The 16494-nt window shown below is 59.2% G+C and carries 15 protein-coding genes and 1 tRNA gene; 5 read left to right on the forward strand and 11 right to left on the reverse strand.

The window, feature by feature from the left end; translation table 11 throughout:
• Window positions 1-224: 224 nt before the first annotated feature.
• Complete coding sequence (locus CCGE531_RS11660) at window positions 225-1442, forward strand: SfnB family sulfur acquisition oxidoreductase (protein ID WP_120664303.1); 1218 nt, start codon at window positions 225-227, stop codon at window positions 1440-1442.
• Window positions 1443-1466: 24 nt separating this feature from the next.
• On the opposite strand, the gene CCGE531_RS11665 is transcribed toward CCGE531_RS11660, so the two are convergent.
• From CCGE531_RS11665 to CCGE531_RS34235, 3 genes are all read right to left on the reverse strand, one after another.
• Entirely contained in the window at window positions 1467-1934 is a 468-nt protein-coding gene (locus CCGE531_RS11665) for an Rrf2 family transcriptional regulator (RefSeq protein ID WP_120664304.1), read from the reverse strand.
• Window positions 1935-2142: 208 nt separating this feature from the next.
• Window positions 2143-3603 carry an FAD/NAD(P)-binding protein gene (locus tag CCGE531_RS11670; protein WP_120664305.1) on the reverse strand — a complete coding sequence of 487 codons (1461 nt, stop codon included), beginning with the start codon at window positions 3601-3603 and terminating at the stop codon, window positions 2143-2145.
• 443 nt (window positions 3604-4046) lie between these two features.
• On the reverse strand, window positions 4047-4310 hold the full coding sequence (locus CCGE531_RS34235) for a hypothetical protein (protein ID WP_162943893.1): 264 nt from the start codon (window positions 4308-4310) through the stop codon (window positions 4047-4049).
• A 425-nt stretch (window positions 4311-4735) separates the two neighbouring features.
• Between CCGE531_RS34235 and CCGE531_RS11675 the strand changes: the two genes are divergently transcribed.
• The 3 genes from CCGE531_RS11675 to CCGE531_RS11685 all read left to right on the forward strand — a co-directional run bounded on the left by CCGE531_RS11675 (window position 4736) and on the right by CCGE531_RS11685 (window position 7014).
• Entirely contained in the window at window positions 4736-5032 is a 297-nt protein-coding gene (locus CCGE531_RS11675) for a hypothetical protein (RefSeq protein ID WP_120664306.1), read from the forward strand.
• Window positions 5033-5440: 408 nt separating this feature from the next.
• Window positions 5441-6634, forward strand: a complete 1194-nt coding sequence (locus CCGE531_RS11680; protein WP_162943894.1) for a hypothetical protein — start codon at window positions 5441-5443, stop codon at window positions 6632-6634.
• A gap of 140 nt (window positions 6635-6774) precedes the next feature.
• Window positions 6775-7014: a hypothetical protein gene (locus CCGE531_RS11685; protein WP_120664308.1), complete on the forward strand. Its 240-nt coding sequence runs from the start codon at window positions 6775-6777 to the stop codon at window positions 7012-7014.
• A gap of 265 nt (window positions 7015-7279) precedes the next feature.
• Here the strand turns inward: CCGE531_RS11685 and CCGE531_RS11690 are convergent.
• The 8 genes from CCGE531_RS11690 to CCGE531_RS11725 all read right to left on the reverse strand — a co-directional run bounded on the left by CCGE531_RS11690 (window position 7280) and on the right by CCGE531_RS11725 (window position 15150).
• Window positions 7280-7355 (reverse strand) — tRNA-Lys (locus tag CCGE531_RS11690).
• A gap of 124 nt (window positions 7356-7479) precedes the next feature.
• Window positions 7480-8397, reverse strand: a complete 918-nt coding sequence (locus tag CCGE531_RS11695; protein WP_162943895.1) for a PhzF family phenazine biosynthesis protein — start codon at window positions 8395-8397, stop codon at window positions 7480-7482.
• Window positions 8398-8464: 67 nt separating this feature from the next.
• On the reverse strand, window positions 8465-9202 hold the full coding sequence (locus CCGE531_RS11700) for an NUDIX hydrolase (RefSeq protein WP_120664310.1): 738 nt from the start codon (window positions 9200-9202) through the stop codon (window positions 8465-8467).
• On the reverse strand, window positions 9199-10314 hold the full coding sequence (locus tag CCGE531_RS11705; RefSeq protein ID WP_120664311.1) for an endonuclease/exonuclease/phosphatase family protein: 1116 nt from the start codon (window positions 10312-10314) through the stop codon (window positions 9199-9201). The genes CCGE531_RS11700 and CCGE531_RS11705 overlap by 4 nt, the downstream gene beginning before the upstream one ends.
• Window positions 10315-10365: 51 nt before the next feature.
• A complete protein-coding gene (locus CCGE531_RS11710; RefSeq protein WP_120664312.1) occupies window positions 10366-11361 on the reverse strand; it encodes a 2OG-Fe(II) oxygenase family protein in 996 nt (331 codons plus the stop codon).
• Window positions 11362-11438: 77 nt separating this feature from the next.
• Entirely contained in the window at window positions 11439-12470 is a 1032-nt protein-coding gene (locus CCGE531_RS11715) for an ABC transporter ATP-binding protein (protein WP_120664313.1), read from the reverse strand.
• Window positions 12458-14152, reverse strand: coding sequence for an iron ABC transporter permease (locus tag CCGE531_RS11720; protein WP_120664314.1), 1695 nt, complete (start codon window positions 14150-14152; stop codon window positions 12458-12460). The genes CCGE531_RS11715 and CCGE531_RS11720 overlap by 13 nt, the downstream gene beginning before the upstream one ends.
• A gap of 17 nt (window positions 14153-14169) precedes the next feature.
• Complete coding sequence (locus tag CCGE531_RS11725; protein ID WP_120664315.1) at window positions 14170-15150, reverse strand: ABC transporter substrate-binding protein; 981 nt, start codon at window positions 15148-15150, stop codon at window positions 14170-14172.
• A 172-nt stretch (window positions 15151-15322) separates the two neighbouring features.
• On the opposite strand from CCGE531_RS11725, the gene CCGE531_RS11730 reads away from it, so the two are divergent.
• Window positions 15323-16381: an aldo/keto reductase gene (locus tag CCGE531_RS11730; RefSeq protein ID WP_120664316.1), complete on the forward strand. Its 1059-nt coding sequence runs from the start codon at window positions 15323-15325 to the stop codon at window positions 16379-16381.
• Window positions 16382-16494 lie beyond the last annotated feature (113 nt).

The following is a 16494-nucleotide window of genomic DNA, read 5'->3' on the forward strand; positions in this document are numbered from 1 at the left end:
TTTCGATATTGACGGGCGGGACGATGAGAAGCCGCAAGCCCGCTGCCGCAGCAACCACATATCGGCCGGCTCGTTTACAATTTCTGCATTTGCCGCCTATCATGTCGAAGGACGTGGCGCGAACGACGGAAGAAAATCCGTTGTAGGCTACCTCCATGGAAATTGAGATCCTGGTGATTTGCCGCGCCTGAAAGACTGACCTGGCGCTAGCCGAGGAGTGGTGAATGGGAACTGTTTCGCAGTTGCACGAACGCGTCAAACCACCCGCGCATCGCATTCAAAGCGAAGAGGAAGCGCTCGACATCGCACGCTCGCTCGCGGCTGGTTTCGCGCAGCAAGCAAGCGATCGAGATATCAACCGCATCCTGCCCTATGACGAGATCGAAGCCCTGTCCCAGTCGGGCCTGCTTGGCATTTCAGTGCCTTCGGAGCATGGCGGCATCGATATTTCAAACTGCGTTCTTGCCGAGGTCATTGCCATCCTGGCGGAGGCCGATCCTTCCATCGCGCAGATACTGCAGACGCATTTTCATGTGCTGGAGGCGGTCAGAATCGCCGGCGGCGAGGAACAACGGGCATCCCACTTCGACCGGGCCATGATCGGCGATCGCTTCGGCGGCGTCTTTTCCCGACCCGAGACCGGCGGGACGGATCAGGATGCCCTGCATCTGGCACAGGATGGGCTCGGCTTTCGCCTCAACGGCCGGAGCTTGCCTTCCGCCAGCATTCTGTTTTCAGACTGGATCGCCCTATTCGTCCCGGACAACCGAAAGGGTCTGGTGGCGGCGATCGTGCCGAGAAATACCGAGGGTATTCAGATCATCGACGACTGGGACGGTTTTGGTCAGCGGACCTCCGGAAACGGCACGACCATACTGCATAATGTCTATCTCAGCGCCGAGGCCGTGCTCCTGGAGCATGAGAAGCTGACTGAGCCCACGGTGATCGATTGCGTGAACCAGCTCACCCATGCCGGCATCAATCTCGGCATCGCTCGATCCGCTCTGGCGGCGACCATAGAGTTCGTGCGGACCAATCCTCAGCCGTCGGCGGATAACGGCTCCAGGCGCGCCGTGGACGATCCGTTGCTGGTGACGAGGATCGGCGAAATTGCCATTCGGATCGAAGCAGCGACGGCGATCGTGGAGCGAGCCGGCAGCAAGATCGACGCCGCCCAGATCAATCTCACCGAGGATCACGTCATCGATGCCGCGCTCTCCGTTGCGGCGGCCCAGGCGATTACGGCTGATATCGCCATGGAAGCATCCAACACGTTGTTCGATCTTGCCGGCACGACGTCGGCGCGCATCGGGCTCAATCTCGATCGCCACTGGCGCAATGCCCGCATCCACACGCTGTATGATCCAGCGCGCCGAACCCATAATATCGTCGGCAACTATCATCTCAACGGCATAAAGCCATCCAGAAACTCGCTGCTCTGAAAAACGCAGGGAGCGCCGAAGAGGTCAGCCGATCTGCGAGGCGCGGTGGTCTTCCCGTTCCGGGAGCTCAACATCCGCGCCGCCGGCAACGAACTGTTCCAGCGACATGTTGTCGAGAATCTCGGCAATGGCGTCACGCACCTCCGTCATGGAGCGCCGCACCTGACAGCGCTCCGGATCGGAACAGTCGTCGCAGGCTTCGTAGGCCGTACGGCTGGCGCAGCGGATCGGCGCCAACGGGCCGTCCAGGGTGCGGATGACATGACCGATGCGGATTTCCGACGCCGGACGCGACAGAGAATAGCCGCCACCCGGCCCCTTCTTCGAGCGCAATACGCCGGCATTGCGCAATTCGAGCAGGATGGTATCGAGAAACTTCTTCGGGATATTGTTGCGCAACGCGATATCGTTGATGAATGCGGTTTCGCCTGGACCGAGGCGTGCGAGATCCACCAACGCCTTCAGTCCGTATTTTCCTTTTTTCGTAAGCATCGCCGTCCGCTTTACTGCAAGGTCGATTGTTGAAACCCGGCTTGGCCGCCCAAAAGAGACTCACCCGGTCCATCCTGTCATCACGGATTGCGGAAGTAACCCCGCACGTCCTGACGAGCAAGATAGTAACTCACAAATTGTATAGTTTATATGAGTAAATTTAGGCAATTGTATCGCCTAAGCAACGAATTTGCGGCTTTTCTTGGATTTAGGCGGCGCTACTGTCCAAATACGCCTTCCTTTTCCCATGCCTGTGGTCGTTGATCGCGCCAGCGACCTGTTCGGCGACAAGCACGGCATGCTCGACCACTTCGGGCAATCCCATGAGTTCGCCGAAAGTACCGCGCGCGAGCGGCCCGGAAATAAACAGGGACGGCACCACCGTTCCATCGGCGGTAAGCGCCCGCGATTGCGTATCGCAGGCAAATCCCAGCCGTGCGGGATCCATTGCCAGATACCCGGCTTTCGACAGTTCCTCGATCCAGCCTTGTGATTGCAGAATGCCGCGATGCCCCGGACCGGTGGTGACAACGACTGCATCGAATTGCCTCTCGACATGCCGCTCGGACCGACGGAGCCGCAGTCTGCAGGCGATGACACCATTGGCAACGTCAACAGCCGCGACCGAAGCCGCCAGCACCTCGAGCCTGCCGCTTTCGATCGCCCGATCGCTGGCCGCCTCCACCTGCGGCGCGACGCGAAAACGATGCACATCCCAGAACGGCCTCAAATGCCTGACGAGACGGCGCCGCTCCGCGATCGGCAGCGCTTGCCATACATGCCGGCCCTGCCCCCTCACCTGATCGATGACGGCATGCCAGCTGCGCCCTTCGCTCTCCGCCTTGCGGATGGCGGCCCGCAGGCGGCGCAGGAGATCAAGCGCGGTCTTCGACGGCGCACTGGCGAAATCGCCGAATGGCTCCTGCTTCACCGCCGCATGGCCACGCGAGCGCAGGCCACGTCGCGATATGGCGGTGACCGGTCCCGTATGACCTCTGAGTTCGAGTGAAGCGATGACATCGGCCGAGGTCAAGCCGTTGCCGACGACCAGGACGCGATCCCCGGCGCGGATAGCCGCAAGCGCATGCGGCTGCGTCGGATCCGGAACGAAGCGCGGGTGTTCGGCAAGCGCATCCTGTAGCACCTGCGGCGGCAAAGGCGACGGATGGCTGGTGGCGATGACAAGAATATCCGCATCCACGCGCTGTCCCGCCGCACCGGTGACCGTCCAGCGGAGGCCTGCCCTCTCGATGCGCTCCACGCTTTGCCTGACATGGATAACCCGCCCATCCTCGATGAAGGGATGGATCATGCTATTGATATAATTGCCGAAGACAGAGCGCCGTGGAAAGAGATTGCCATTGGCGGCAACCGCCGCCTCGTCGTCGGCAAGCGCATCCTTCTCCTGCAGCCAGCCTTGAAAATGCTCGATATCGTCGGGCAGCAGACTCATCTTGGCGGCCGGCACATTGATGCGGTGGGCGGCATCTTGCGTATCGTAGGCGAGCCCTGCTCCTAAACGTTCCCGCGGCTCGAAGATGAAGAGCCGGCCGGGCTGCAACGACTGTCGCTGCAGCAGATGGAAGGCAACCGCCGTTCCCGAAACGCCGCCGCCGACAATGACGATAACAGGCAGATCACGCGCCTGGTGGTCAGAGCCAAGGGTCAATAGCCAACTCCCTCAAGATCGCTCAGCATGCGGGTTCTTTCGCGCGTCGAGCAATCGCAATTTCATTCGGGACAATGGTATACTCTATAAAATTTGTTGACAATACGATTGCGGCGGGAACCCACTTCCCCTCTGCAGCCAAACGCAGTCAACAGCGTGCTGATATGCCTTTGCAAACAAGCGGTTATTTGTGCCTCGCACAACATTGTTTTTGCATCGCAGGATGTAAAAAACTTGGCATGCGGCGCTCGGCAGAACATACTAGCGGTTGTTCTGGTTCGTATTCTCTGTGGGAGGAGAAACATCATGGAACTGCTCCGTCTGTTCACTGCCTTCGACTATACGCTTGTGCTGATTCTGGCCGTCATCTTTGTGTTCAGCGTCATGGAAGGCGGGCACAAAAAGCATTGAATGCAGGCTGTTGAAGGCGATAGCCATTGCCGTCAGGCACCGTGCCCGACATGGTCGATGTGATGCGCGTGAGCCGGCACGCCCAAAGCCCGCCACAGCGGCGCTAGACCAACTGGCGCGCGACGATTGGCCATAGCAGCGATATCACTTTTGATGCAGACGAGCCGCCGCCTGGCGGGCTTCTTTCCGCCGAATTGTCCAATCATCACGGCCGAGATCGCGCGCGCCTGGCCGGTATCTCTGATGCTGCTGCCCGCATACAAAGTCCTTCCGATCCCGAAATAAAGTTGCGTCACTGTACTCGCAAATCCAACAGTAGATATGCAGCACTGGATTGTATAATTCGACGCTCTTCGCTCGTTGAAACGAGAGAATTATTCCACAAGCTTCGCGCAAACAATTCCTGGGATATTTCCTTGCATCGATAAGACATCGAGCAACGAGGATATACTTATGGGCTATGATTGGGACGGCATCAAAACGCGCCGGATGCGAAGGCTGAAATACGGGCTTTCCCTATTCCTCTTCACGATGTCCATAACCGCGCCAACGATGTTCCTGCTGCATCTCCGCTGAACCCTTGGCAAGACCTGCTCCGATTGGCCGACGGGGCGCTTTGCCACAGGGCGATGCTTGAAGTTTCCAAGACCAATCCACGGCGACGGGAACCAAAGCGAGCTGCGGGTCGTTCCTAAAGGCTTGCGCTATTCAGGAGAACACCATGGCCGACGTCTCGCTGGACAAGGATATCAACGCTCAGATCGATGAACTCCGCAAACAGATCAACAAGCTCTCGACCGTCCTGATAAAGAGGATCGATGCAGCTTCGGATCGCGCGGACGAGGCCCTTTATTCATCGAAAGCGAAGGTTGCAAGCATCGCGGATCATGCTCGGTCAGAAGGCCGAAACGTGGCGCAGGCTGCAAGGGAAAATCCGACGGCTACAAGCTCCATCTTGATCGCGACGGCGCTTCTGGGCGTCTTTGCCGGCCTTCTGCTAGGCAAGCTCTCGAACTGATCCGACAACCCCATCAAACAAAGGCTGGCCGATCACAGTGGCAACGATGCGGCGTCGCGTTTGAAGCTTTGCCTCGCGTCATGCGTTACGTTTGCGCAGTTTGGCGGAGGGCGCGACGAGGCTGATGGAAGGGCGTTGGAGCAGCGATCGAGCCGGTCGCGTTTGAAATGCGAGACCAAAAATGAATTGGAAACAGTTCCAATTCATTGTCGTCAATCAGCGTAAATCTTGGCTAAGTTTCTCTCCTTGCGATTACTGAAGATCGCAGGAGATGGTGGACGATTAGGAGGCGTTTTGCATACCTAGCCTAGGTGCTGTTGTTCCGCTCAAGATATTTGTGGGCATAGTCGTCCATCAAGATTCAGCCGTGTCTATTAGACGCGTCATCAGCTATGCTGTGACGTCAATATGGTTGAGCAAATGGATCGCGCCAGGATATTAAATCTGCTTGATTCAATGGAGCTGCGAGTCGAGCGCATGGAAAAAGCGCTCGCGCCGAATGCTTCTCCTACGGTTCACGACATCCTTCAGCTTCTGCGGGAGCTAAGAATCAAGGCACGCCATTGTCGGTCCAAAGTCGACGTTCTGGAGCCGACTGCTATTAGTGATTTGCGGGAAACTATAGATAAAATTAGAAATTCTGCAGCTGCTCCTGACTTGAATTTTCGTCTTCTAAACCCGCAATATCAGAACAGATTGGCGCGCGAAGGCTTACTTGAGGATACGGATTTTCTGGCGCGTTTGACGAGTGGCATTCTGATCGGTTTGAAGCTCACTGCGGACGATGTGCGAGATCTTCTGCCTGCTCAAAAGCCGGCAGCGTTTCGTTTCGCCTTCGACAACGACAACCAAAGAATAGTAGTCGCCGACGAGCCATTTCAAACGGGCGCGAAACAAGCAGAAATTGCGTTGGCCGCCCTTGAGGAGATCATAAGCCAAGGGGCGGAGGTCAACGAAGACTTGCAACAATCAAATGCAGCACCTCGCTTAAAGAACGCGTTCGCTCGTATTCAGGCACGATTGATCTCGCACTCCAATATCGTTCAAGCAGGCCTTTCTAACCAGACTGCTGCTCGCGTACTGAGGGGCTATGTAGATGAACTTTCTCAAGGTCAATTCGAGCAGTTGAGAGCTTATGTAGAGGGAGTTTCCCATGTACTGGCGCAGTTTCCTGAATGGCGCGAATTCTCCGACAATGCTACTGCCGCAAACCTAGACAGAACTGCAATCGCAGAGTTGATGACCGACGCGCTTCTGCTCGCGCAGCAGTTGGAACGAAGCGGCCACGCATCCGATGAGGTGCCGCAAGCGTTGGTCCAAGCAGTTGATTGGGTGCAGGAAGAGAGTGAGCCCGATAGACGTGATGTTCTCTCGCTTGTTCGAACGTTGGAAAATATCTGGTCTTTGCTAACTAGAAACGCATTGGCCAAAACCGCTGTCGACGAAGGGCGAAAAATGATTGCGAGAAGTATTGTTTGGGTTGCCGTTGGCGCCATTGGACTTGGCTTCGCATCTATTGTTGCCAAGGTTCCGGGGGCAGATTGGATCGAGCCGACATTCGCATACTTGAAAGCGAATATCCAAAGCTTCGCGCCGAAATGAGCACCAGTCGTCGAGTAGCGCTCTTGTTGGCAGAGTCGGGAAGTTGAAACCAAAATCAAAGCGCCGCGCGAGCAGCTAAAACTACCATTCCAAGCCAACAGGCGCATTGTCGGATCCGCTGATCAACAAGGGAGGGCGAGATGATCGAACAATATATCGAATGGCTGAACAAGGAGCGTGCTGCTCTTAGGGAAAGCGTCACGATGATGAAACGCGGCAATGAAAAAATATGGGCTCAAAGGAGCGGCGCGCCGATGGAGGAGATCACCGACCGCATTATAGAGCGCGATATGAAGAAGCTTATTGAGTTAGAGACACTGCTGGGCGGCCAGCATGGCGGCGGATTTCCGACTCAGGTTGGAGAGCCGAAACGGAAGTAGCATGATGGGAACGCAACCATCGAAGACCGCATCACGGTTCGCGATCCGGCAAACTCGTGACCGTGAAGGATGCCGGCTAGCGACAATGGTATGGTATGCTTAGGGTTGAGAGCTCGACGCAGATATCCCATTCCAGGGATGACAGCATTTCTCAACGGCCTTCTTGCACCCGCTTTGAACGACTTCGCATCTGCATTTGAAAGACCAGAAATGTTCCGATCAAACTGGCAATAGAAATAAATGCATGCATCCAAATAAGGATAAATGGTGGGTGATGTAGGGCTCGAACCTACGACCCGCTGATTAAGAGTCAGCTGCTCTACCAACTGAGCTAATCACCCGCACCGCTTGCTGGCGGCGTGATCGGGCATATAAATAGGATCGGTTTGATTGTCCAGCGGCCAGACGAATTTTCTTTGATTATTTGTCAAAAAAATTTCAGAAGCCGCGAAAAACCCCGCAAAATCAAAGCTCAAGGATTCCGGACGCAACGCGCACAGCCTGGCCGCCGATGCGGGCATTGGCGATCAGGCCACCGTCGACGTCGACATGGAGGTGAATCAGAGACGGCCGCCCCATCTCTATGCCCTGCTCGATGATGAAAGGATGATGCCCGTCCGGGAGGGCATCGAACTGATTGATGGCGCCGGACATCGCCGCGACCGCCGACCCCGTTGCCGGGTCCTCCACAATGCCCATGCCGATTGGAAAGACGCGTGCGTGAAACTTCGCCACATGGTTGACCCCGCCGCGGCAATAGATGAAGGCCGAGGCCAGCGCGCCATCGACGAAGGGGACCGTCTTTTCCCAAAGCTGCGAATCGAATTCCATCCGCTCGGCGACACCGACGTCGTGCACCGGCACCAGGAGAAACGGCACTCCGGCGCTCCAGATGGAAGGAACATGGTTCTCGAAACCAACCTCAGTGATGTTCAGGCTGAGCGCGTTGGCGATGTCGGCCTTGTCGAGCGGCAACAGGATCTGTTGCGATTTCTTCGGCAGGTCGAACTCGGCAAAGCTCGCCTTGTTCTGCCGCAGCTTGATGGCGCAGCGCACCGGCCCGACGCGTTCGTCGAGAACGCAAACGAGATCGAGATCGCCGCCATGGCTGGCATGGGCCTTCTCCGCCAGAGCGATCGCAGTGCCGACGGTCGGGTGCCCGGCAAAAGGCAGTTCCCGGCCTGGCGTGAATATGCGCAAGCTTGCCGTATGGGCCGGATTTTGCGGCGGCAGCACGAACACCGTCTCGGAAAGGTTCAGCTCCCTGGCAATCGCCTGCATCGCCTCGTCGCTCAGGTCCTCGGCATCGAAGATGATTGCGAGCGGATTGCCCGCCAGCTTGCTGTCGGTGAACACATCATAGACACTATAGCTGCGCGTCAATCCGGCCTCCATCCGTACTTCCGATTCAATTATTCATACCGGCAAGCGACCCCAGCGCAAGCCCAAGCTATTTGCCGCTGCCGAAGTACCAGGCGAGAATGGGCAGCATCGCAATATTGTAGGGATGCGCCGCCGGGTCGGCCGATCGAATAGCGACCACACCATCGACTTCATCCTCTTCGGAAACGAGCATATGCGCCTCGATCCGCCGAAGCATGTCCTCGGCCGTCCAGGGAAAACGGAAGACGCGGAGAAGCGTGACCGAACGCTTTATATGCATTGCGTAATATCCTGGGTCGGCGGTGGCATCGTTCAGGTCGAGGCCAGTCTCCTCCAACACCTCGCGCCGCATATTGCCTTCGACATCGCCGCGCCCGTCGACAACGTCATTTTCATCCATCGACCCGGCGGCGCAATAGACCTGGCCGGGATTGGAGGTGTGCGGCGCCATGCGGATCGCGATGATCGCTCCGTCGGATGATACGGTGACCGCAAAGGCAAAAAGATGAAAGCCTCCCGGCTGCCTCTGCTTTCGCCACCAGAGAAACGTCGAGAACGGTACAATATAGGCTTCGCCCTTCACCGCGCCGCCGATGATCGACAGCCGATGCTGGAAGACCATGCGACCGTCATAGAGCGATGGATTGGCGGCAATTTCCCTTGCCCAGTTTTCCCGCGCCGCCTCCTGCTCGCGCAGGTGAAACGGATGTTCGCCGGGAAACACGGCAAGGTCGATGCTGGAGATCGGGAATATGGTGCCTTCCGGCGGCCAGCCGGCCATGTCGTTCTGTTCTGAAAGGGTCATATCAAATCCAATGTCATGACGACGGGGCAATGATCGGAGGCCTTCGGCCTGTCCCAGCCGACGCGCGGATAGCGCTCCACCTCCTGCCCCGGTGGAAATATGGTGCGGAAAGGCTGGCCCGAGCGTACGACATCCGGGGCCTGCGTTGCATTGACCCGCGCCAGAGCTGGAGAAAGCCAGATATAGTCGAGCTGGCAAAGCCGCTGCTCTTGCGGCCCGCGCGCGTGGTAGAGCGTCCAGCGGTCGAGCTCGTCCCGCCGCTGCATGACGTTTTCGACGAAGCCGTCCTGGCTGAAGACATCGAGCGCGCTGCCCTTCTCTTCATTGCGCGGCTCGAAGCGATAGCCCGTGTGGCGCGTGCCGATGACATCGACCCACTCCTGATAGTCGTTCATGTCGCCGCAGATGGCGAAATTCTTCGTCGCCGTATGACCGGCGCCGAACCGGTTCTCGATGATGCGGCGAACCGCCAAGGTTTCGGCCCGGCGGATCGGCATGGTCGCATGACGCCCGTCCACCCCTTCACGCGCCGGCCCCATCGATTTGAGATGCACCACATAGAGGGAAAACGGCACGCCGCCGATATGGAGATGCAGCTCCAGACAGTCGCGCTTGAAGATCTTGTCTTCCGAATGAAGGCCGAGTTCCGCCAGCTCGTCGTTGAAAAGGCCGAATTCGCCATAAGTCACCATGGCGTGACTTTTGATGTCGTTGAGGACGATCGGCTGGCCGTCGCGCGTTTCCTCACGCATCATGACGGCGACATCGATGCCGCGGCTGTCATTGCCCTCGATCAGGAACTTCTGGCGATAGCCGTTGCCGACCATGCGGTAGAGGTAGCCATATTCGAATGCCTGCAGCGCAGCCATGTTGTCGACCTCCTGCAGACAGATGATGTCTGCATCGGCGTCTGCGATCGCAAGCGCCGTCATCTGCCTGGTGTCGTCGGTCGCGGCGATCACGCGCGCGGCTTCGAGTTGTTGGTAGACCTCCTCGTTGCGGACATCGAAGAGCTGCAGCACGCGATCCTGGCGCAGCTGATTGCGAAAGCCGGTGTAATCGAAGCGGGTCAGAAGGTTTTCGACATTGAATGTCGCAAGGCGCAGGGACATGAAGCATTCCAATTGATGAAGAAGTGGGTGAGCCGGTTCATGAAACCGATATCACCCGGCCTTCGCGGTCACGGTCGATTTGAATTTGCCCATCAGATACGGGCCGGACAGAACAGGAGCGTATTTCGGCTCTTCGCCTGTTTTCAGGCACGAAGGCAGGCAGGCGATCTCGGCAAACCAGTTCGGCTGATGGAAAAAGGCCAGGGATTGCCGGCGCTGCATGCCACCTTCTTCCGGCGGCGGATTGACGACGCGATGCACGGTGGAAACCCAGCGATCATTGGTCCAGAGCGCCATCAGGTCGCCGATGTTGATGACGAAAGCACCCTTAACTGGCGGCACCGGCGTCCAGTGGCCGTCCGGAGCGACAATCTCAAGCCCCTTCGAGCCCGGCTGCGGCAAGAGGATCGTCAGGCTGCCGTAATCGGTATGCGCGCCGGCACGAAGCTGGCCCGGCTGTGGCGGCACGAGCTGCTCGGGATAATTCAGCGCCCTCAGCGCGCTGACCGGCGCATCCACATAGGGATCGAAGAAGTGCTCGGCGAGACCGAGCGCGGTGGCAAATACGCGCATGATGCGCGCCGCGAGATCCTCCATCGCCCCGTAATAGGCCTTCCACGCCTCCACGAACCCTTCGGGGCCTTCCGGCCAGATGGTGGCGGCATAACAGAAGCCGAGCGCTTCCGGATCGCTCATATCAGCGGGGACGGAAAGCGGACCTCCGTTGAAGCTTTCCTTCAGGTCCGGCGGCGTATCGACATTGCGCGATTTCGCCAGCGCTTCCGTACCAGGCCCGAGATAGCCGTAGGGATAGCCGGCATAGAGCGTCCTGGCGCGCTGCTTCACCTCGGCCGGCAGATCGAAGAAGACCTGCGTCTTCTCCCATATCCCAGCGATAACAGCGTCGGTGACACCGTGATTGGCAATCGCCAGAAAGCCGGTCGAGCGGCATATCCGGTCCACCTCAGCACCTAGCCGCTTTTTCTCGTCGTGACTGGCCGCCTCGAAGGTGCCGAGATCGAAAATCGGAAAGCTATGATCGGACATGCGCGACTCCCATCCGTAACCTCGAGCAAATCAAGCATAGGAGGCGGCGGGGAACAACCATCTTGTCCCCCACACGATCAAAGCTGCCAGGCCGAGCGAATGGCGACGGGATAGAGATCGCCCGCCTTCACCGCCTCGCGGCTATAGGCACGCAGAACCTGCCCATCCGGCATCGACAGCCTCATCGCATAACGCTCGCCCTCATAGAGAACGGAATCGACCCGGCAGGATATGCCCTCCGCGTCGGCAACCACATCCTCGGGTCGGACGAGAATATCCGCACTCGCGAGGCCGCCCGCCCGGCTCTCCCAAAGGCCTTGGAAGGACGACCAGTCGATGCGGCGCGGACCGCTATCGGGAAAAGCCAGCGACAGGATGGCACCCTGCCCGACAAGGCCGCCGACCATCTTGCCTTCGGGGCGTGCATAGATCTCCGCCGGCGGCGCCACCTGCAGGAGCCGCCCCTCGGACATGACGGCAACATCGGTCGCAAGTGCCATGGCCTCGCTCTGGTCATGCGTGACATAGACCATGGTGGCGCCGGAGCGCTGGTGAAATTCGCGAAATGTCTCCTCCATCTCCTTTTTCAGGTGACGGTCGAGATTGGCGAGCGGCTCGTCGAGCAGCACGACATCGGGCGATGTCACCAGGCAGCGAGCAAGCGCCACCCGCTGCCGCTGACCGCCGGAGAGATCGGCGGGCCGGCGTTCCGCATAATCACCGAGGCGCACCGTCGCCAGCGCCTCGCGCACCTTCTCGCGATAACGCTCGCCGGAGATGCCGCGCACCTTCAGCGGATAGCCGACATTGCCGGCGACGTTCATATGCGGCCACAGCGCATAGGATTGGAACACCATCGCCATGTTGCGCCGCTCCGGCGGCAGCATGCTGGCCGCATCCGCGAGCAGCCGCTCGCCGAGATGAATGGAGCCATCCGTCGGCTGTTCGAAGCCGGCTATCATTCGAAGCACGGTCGTCTTGCCGCAGCCGGAGGGGCCGAGCAGCGCCAGGAAACCACCCTCGCGAACATCGAGCGACAAGGCGTTGACGGCAGCGCGCCCGCCCGTGCCGAAATCCTTGCTGAGGTGATTGAGGATCAGCTTCGCCAAGGCACCACTCCCTTCGGCAGGCGCTTGGCCATGATTTCCAGAAGCACCATCATGATGACGACCATGGCAATGACGATGACCGACATGGCCGAGGCAAGATCGGCGCTGCCGCCATCGTCGAGATTGTAGATGACGACGCCGAGCGTCTGCGTGCCGGCCGACCAAAGCAATGCGGAAACGGTCAACTCGTTGCAGGCGATCAGAAAGACCAGGATCACCGAGGCGCCGGCAGCCGGCGCGATCAGCGGCACGATGATATCGGCAAGGCGGCGGAAGAATCCCGCACCGGAAAGCCGCGCCGCCTCTTCCAGCGCCGGATCGAGCTGCAGGAAGGCGCTCATGACCGGCTTCAGGCTGACGGCGAAATAGGCGGAGAAATAGGCGAGCAGGATGATCCAGATCGTCCCGTAAAGCGTGACGTTGAGGATCGGCAGCGGCGCCGCGAACACCAGAATGAAGCAGACGGCGATGATGATGCCCGGAAGCGAATAAGGGATCTCGATCATGCCGCCGACGATGCGGCTCAGCATGTCCTTGCGCCGCGTCAGCGCATAGGCCGCAAGCACTGTCACCAGCAGGAGACCGAGCGCCGTCATGCTGGCGAGGAAAAGCGAATTGGAAAAGGCGATGCGCGTTATGCTTTGCCGAAACAGGATTTCCGTGAAGGCGTTCAGCGATGCCGTCTTGAAAGTGAGCGGCACGCCATAGGCCGGCACCAGCGCGCCGGCGACCAGCGCCAGGAAGGGCGCGACGAGCATGACGAACAGGATGGTACAGAGCACCGGGAGCGCAAGATAGCGCCAGCGGCCAAGCGAAAAGGCAGCCGTCGCGCCGGAAATGCCGATCACGCGATAATCACGCCCCTTCAAGGCCCTGCCCTGCACGGCAAGCCCCGCAACCGCAATGACGGCGATCATCGTCGACAGCACGGCGATATCGCCGAAGGTGCGTGGGCCGAAGCTGGAGAACTTCGTGAAGATCAGGGTCGAGAGCGTATAGATCGAGGCAGGAATGCCGAGGATCGCGGGAATACCGAAATTGCCGATGGACGAGACGAAGGCGATCGCCGCTCCGGCGATGATGCCGGGTAGAGATAAGGGCAGGATGATATCGCGGAAGACGCGCAGGCCGGAGGCACCGGAGAGCCTCGCGGCTTCCACGCCATCGCGCGGCAGCGCCATCAGGCCGGCGCGCAGGGCGAGATAGACCAGCGGCGCATGCTGGACGCCATAAAGCAGCGCAATGCCGCCGACCGAATAGAGCGGCTGTGGCGAGCCGAGCGGCGGCGCGATGTGCAGCGCCTTGAGCAAGGGGCTCGATGGCCCGGACATCTGCACCCAGGCAAGCGCCGTCACCTGCGGCGGGATCATCATCGGCAATACGAAAAGGAAGCCGAGCAGCCCCCTGCCCGAAAGATCCGTCAATGTCAGCAGGAATGCGAAGAGGCAGCCGAGGACCACGGAAACGATGGTGCCGAGCACGGCCGTCTCGATCGTGTACCAGGCCGAGCGCCAGAGCGCCGGATCGGTGATGAGTTCATAGGTGCCGCCCCTCAGCAGCGCCTCGATGCCGGCAAGCGCCAGCCGCGCCAGCGGCAGGACGCTGAGCAAAAGCACGACGGCAACAACAAAAGGAAACAGCCAGGCCGGCTGGCTGTTTCCTCTACGCACATATCCGTACATTCCAAATCCGGGTCGGATTACTTCGACTTGAAGTAGGTGGAGAAGATCTTCAGGTCCTGATCCGTATTCTTGAGAGCATCGGCTGCATTCAACGGCAAAACCTTGATGCTGTCACGCGCCGGGAAACCTTCCGGCAGCGGCGTGCCGTTGCGGGCCGGGATGTAGCCGAGCTTCAGGAAGCCTTCCTGGCCCTTTTCGGAGAGGACGTAATCGACGAACTTCCTGGCGGCATCGGCGTGTTGAGTGCCTGCGAGAATGCCGACCGGCTCGGTGACTGCAGAAACGCCTTCCTTCGGGAAGACGAATTCCAGCGGAGCGCCCTTCGCCTTTTCGCGGATCGGCATGTAGTCGACGATCATGCCATAGGCCTTCTCGCCGGAGGCGACGGACTTGAGCACGGCGCCGTTGCCGCCGGAAGCGATCGCGCCATTTTCGGCGAGGTTCTTGTAGTAGTCCCAGCCGAGGCTGCTGACGCCGGCGAGCGTCTGCGCGTGGATGAGAGCAGCACCTGAAGCAAGCGGGCTCGGCATGGCAACGAGGCCCTTGGCTTCCGGCTCCACCAGATCCTGCCAGCTCGCCGGCTTCATCGCGGCGGCCGTGTTGTAGACGATGCCGGTCGTGATCAGCTTGGTGGAGTAATAATAACCGCCGGCGTCATAAAGCGACGGATCGTAATTTGCGGCTTCCGGCGACTTGTAGGCCAGCAGCTTGCCGGCTTCCTTCAACCGCTCCAGCGTCACCATATCGGCGATCAGCAGAACGTCGGCGACGGGAGCGCGGGCCTGCATCTCAGCCTGCAGCTTGGCGATGATCTGCGGCGTGCCGTCGCGAACCCAATCGACCTTGATGCCGGGATTGGCAGCCATGAAGCCATCGACGGTCGCCTGCGCATCGGCATTCGGCTGGCTGGTGTAGAGGACGAGGTCGGCAGCATTTGCGGTACCGGAGAAAAGAGCGATGGCCAACAGGCCGGCAAAGGCGGAAACAAAGGTCTTCATGAAACGTCCTCGGCTAGGTTGTAAGAGCGTTGTCTAGACGTAGGGCTTAACATGATTGTGACAGTTGAATTTGAACAAGATGCCTTTGGTATGATGATTAGACCTTGACCGTCTGCCTCCCGCGCTATTTCCTGACGCACGAATTTCAGATGGGATTTAGGAGGACGTATTTATGGAATATCGCCTGCTTGGCCGCTCCGGCCTCAAAGTTTCCGCCATCACCATGGGCACCATGACGTTCGGCGGAGTCGGCTGGGCAAAAACCGTTGGCGATCTCGGCATCAAGGATGCGAAGAAGCTTGTCGACATGTGCATCGATGCCGGCGTCAACCTGCTCGATACGGCCGACGTCTACTCGCAAGGCGCATCGGAGGAAATTCTCGGCGAGATCATCGGCGGCCCGCGCAAGAACGGCGTGCTCATCGCCACGAAAGCGCGCTTCCCGATGGGTTCCGGCGTCAACGATGCTGGCTCATCCCGCCAACATCTCATCGAGGCCTGCGAGGCAAGCCTGAAGCGCATGAAGACCGACGTGATCGATCTCTATCAGCTGCATCAATGGGACGGACAAACGCCGCTGGAAGAGACGATGGAAGCGCTCGACACCTTGGTTCGCCAGGGCAAGGTCCGCTACATCGGCTGCTCGAACTTTTCCGGCTGGCACATCATGAAGGCACTCGGCGTCAGCGAGCGCGACAGGCGCGAACGTTTCGTCAGCCAGCAGATCCACTACACGCTGGAAGCCCGCGATGCGGAAAACGAGCTGGTTCCGATCAGCATCGATCAGGGCCTCGGCATCCTCGTCTGGAGCCCGATTGCCGGCGGCCTGCTGTCAGGCAAGCATCGCCGCAACCAGGCGACGCCGGAGGGCACGCGCCAGTTCGCCGGCTGGACCGAGCCGCCGATCCGCGATGAAAACCGCCTGTGGAATATCGTCGATACGCTGGTGGAAATCGCAGACGGCCGCGGTATTTCGGCCGCTCAAGTGGCGCTTGCGTGGCTCATCGGCCGCAAGGGCGTGACCTCGGTCATCATCGGCGGCCGCACCAAGGCCCAGTTCAAGGACAATCTCGCCAGCGCCGAGCTGAAGCTGACGGACGAGGAGCGCAAGCGCCTCGATGACGTCAGCCTGCAGCCGCTGATGTATCCCTATTGGCACCAGCGCAATACCGCCAACGACCGCTTAAGCGAGGCCGATCTGGCGCTGATCAGCCCGCATTTGGAGAAATGAAAGGGAACAAACGCCTTCTCTCCCCGGAGAGAAGGTGGACTGGAGCGATTGAGTGAAACGAAATCGCGAGAGGCCGGATGACGGGGTGCCAAGAGTACGAAAATCCCCGCATT

It is taken from the genome of Rhizobium sp. CCGE531 (genome assembly GCF_003627795.1).
GTDB lineage: Bacteria > Pseudomonadota > Alphaproteobacteria > Rhizobiales > Rhizobiaceae > Rhizobium.

Excerpts from the sequence above, each read along its gene's own strand:
- CCGE531_RS11660 (WP_120664303.1), top strand. The coding sequence starts at position 225 with ATGGGAACTGTTTCGCAGTTGCACGAACGCGTCAAACCACCCGCGCAT.
- CCGE531_RS11675 (WP_120664306.1), top strand. The coding sequence starts at position 4,736 with ATGGCCGACGTCTCGCTGGACAAGGATATCAACGCTCAGATCGATGAA.
- CCGE531_RS11730 (WP_120664316.1), top strand. The coding sequence starts at position 15,323 with ATGGAATATCGCCTGCTTGGCCGCTCCGGCCTCAAAGTTTCCGCCATC.
- CCGE531_RS11705 (WP_120664311.1), bottom strand. The coding sequence starts at position 10,314 with ATGTCCCTGCGCCTTGCGACATTCAATGTCGAAAACCTTCTGACCCGC.
- CCGE531_RS11665 (WP_120664304.1), bottom strand. The coding sequence starts at position 1,934 with ATGCTTACGAAAAAAGGAAAATACGGACTGAAGGCGTTGGTGGATCTC.
- CCGE531_RS11710 (WP_120664312.1), bottom strand. The coding sequence starts at position 11,361 with ATGTCCGATCATAGCTTTCCGATTTTCGATCTCGGCACCTTCGAGGCG.
- CCGE531_RS11700 (WP_120664310.1), bottom strand. The coding sequence starts at position 9,202 with ATGACCCTTTCAGAACAGAACGACATGGCCGGCTGGCCGCCGGAAGGC.
- CCGE531_RS11680 (WP_162943894.1), top strand. The coding sequence starts at position 5,441 with ATGGTTGAGCAAATGGATCGCGCCAGGATATTAAATCTGCTTGATTCA.
- CCGE531_RS11685 (WP_120664308.1), top strand. The coding sequence starts at position 6,775 with ATGATCGAACAATATATCGAATGGCTGAACAAGGAGCGTGCTGCTCTT.
- CCGE531_RS11725 (WP_120664315.1), bottom strand. The coding sequence starts at position 15,150 with ATGAAGACCTTTGTTTCCGCCTTTGCCGGCCTGTTGGCCATCGCTCTT.
- CCGE531_RS11720 (WP_120664314.1), bottom strand. The coding sequence starts at position 14,152 with ATGTACGGATATGTGCGTAGAGGAAACAGCCAGCCGGCCTGGCTGTTT.